This is a genomic window from Streptomyces sp. AC627_RSS907, assembly GCF_019049165.1.
This window is the reverse complement of record NZ_JAGMUE010000860.1, coordinates 1-604: the sequence shown is the minus strand read 5'-3', so window position 1 is coordinate 604 and position 604 is coordinate 1. Positions and strand designations below refer to the sequence as shown.

Sequence of the window (604 nt, the reverse complement as noted above, 5' to 3'; positions counted from 1 at the left end):
CATGCACGGGCCGCTCACCAGGAGGGCGCGTCCATGCCAAGTTGCTCCGCTGAGTATTCCCAGGCTCCCGCGCGGCACACAAGGTCGCGTTCACGTCGCTGCCTTGACGCGCCCCACGCGCTACCCGAGTCACAGAACACACCTACCGCGCCCACGTCAGGCTCGCACCCGGACACGCGCCGTGCGGGGCCGTACACCTGCGGTGATCGCCGCGCGTGGCTGATACTGCCGCCCGCTCGCCGTCCGGCCCGGCGGGGCGCGGCCGGCGCGCGCGGGTCGGCTAGCGCCCTTCGTCGCGCCGCTCGTCGCGGGGCGTGACGGCGCCCGGCCCGGCTTCGCCGCCGGCCCGCGCCGGGGCGCCCTGGGTACGGGCCCGCGCCGTGGACGCCGGCGCCTCGCCGGCCGCGCGCCGGGCCGTGACGCCCGCGAGCGCCCCGGCGCGCGCCGGAGCCCGCCCCGCACTCGGCACGCCGGCCGGGGCGGCACCGGACGGCTCGGCCATCGGCTCGTCGGCTGGGGAGCCCCGCGCGGCGGAGCCGTCCGCCGAGGGGCCGTTCGTGGGTGAGCCGGTGGAGCCGTCAGAGCCGTCAGGGACGCCGTCGGG

Annotated in this window: 1 pseudogene; it reads right to left on the bottom strand. The window is 79.6% G+C overall.

Annotated elements, in window-relative coordinates:
- Positions 1 to 280: 280 nt before the first annotated feature.
- Positions 281 to 604: pseudogene (locus tag KUM32_RS39060) on the bottom strand (hypothetical protein); the annotation flags it as partial.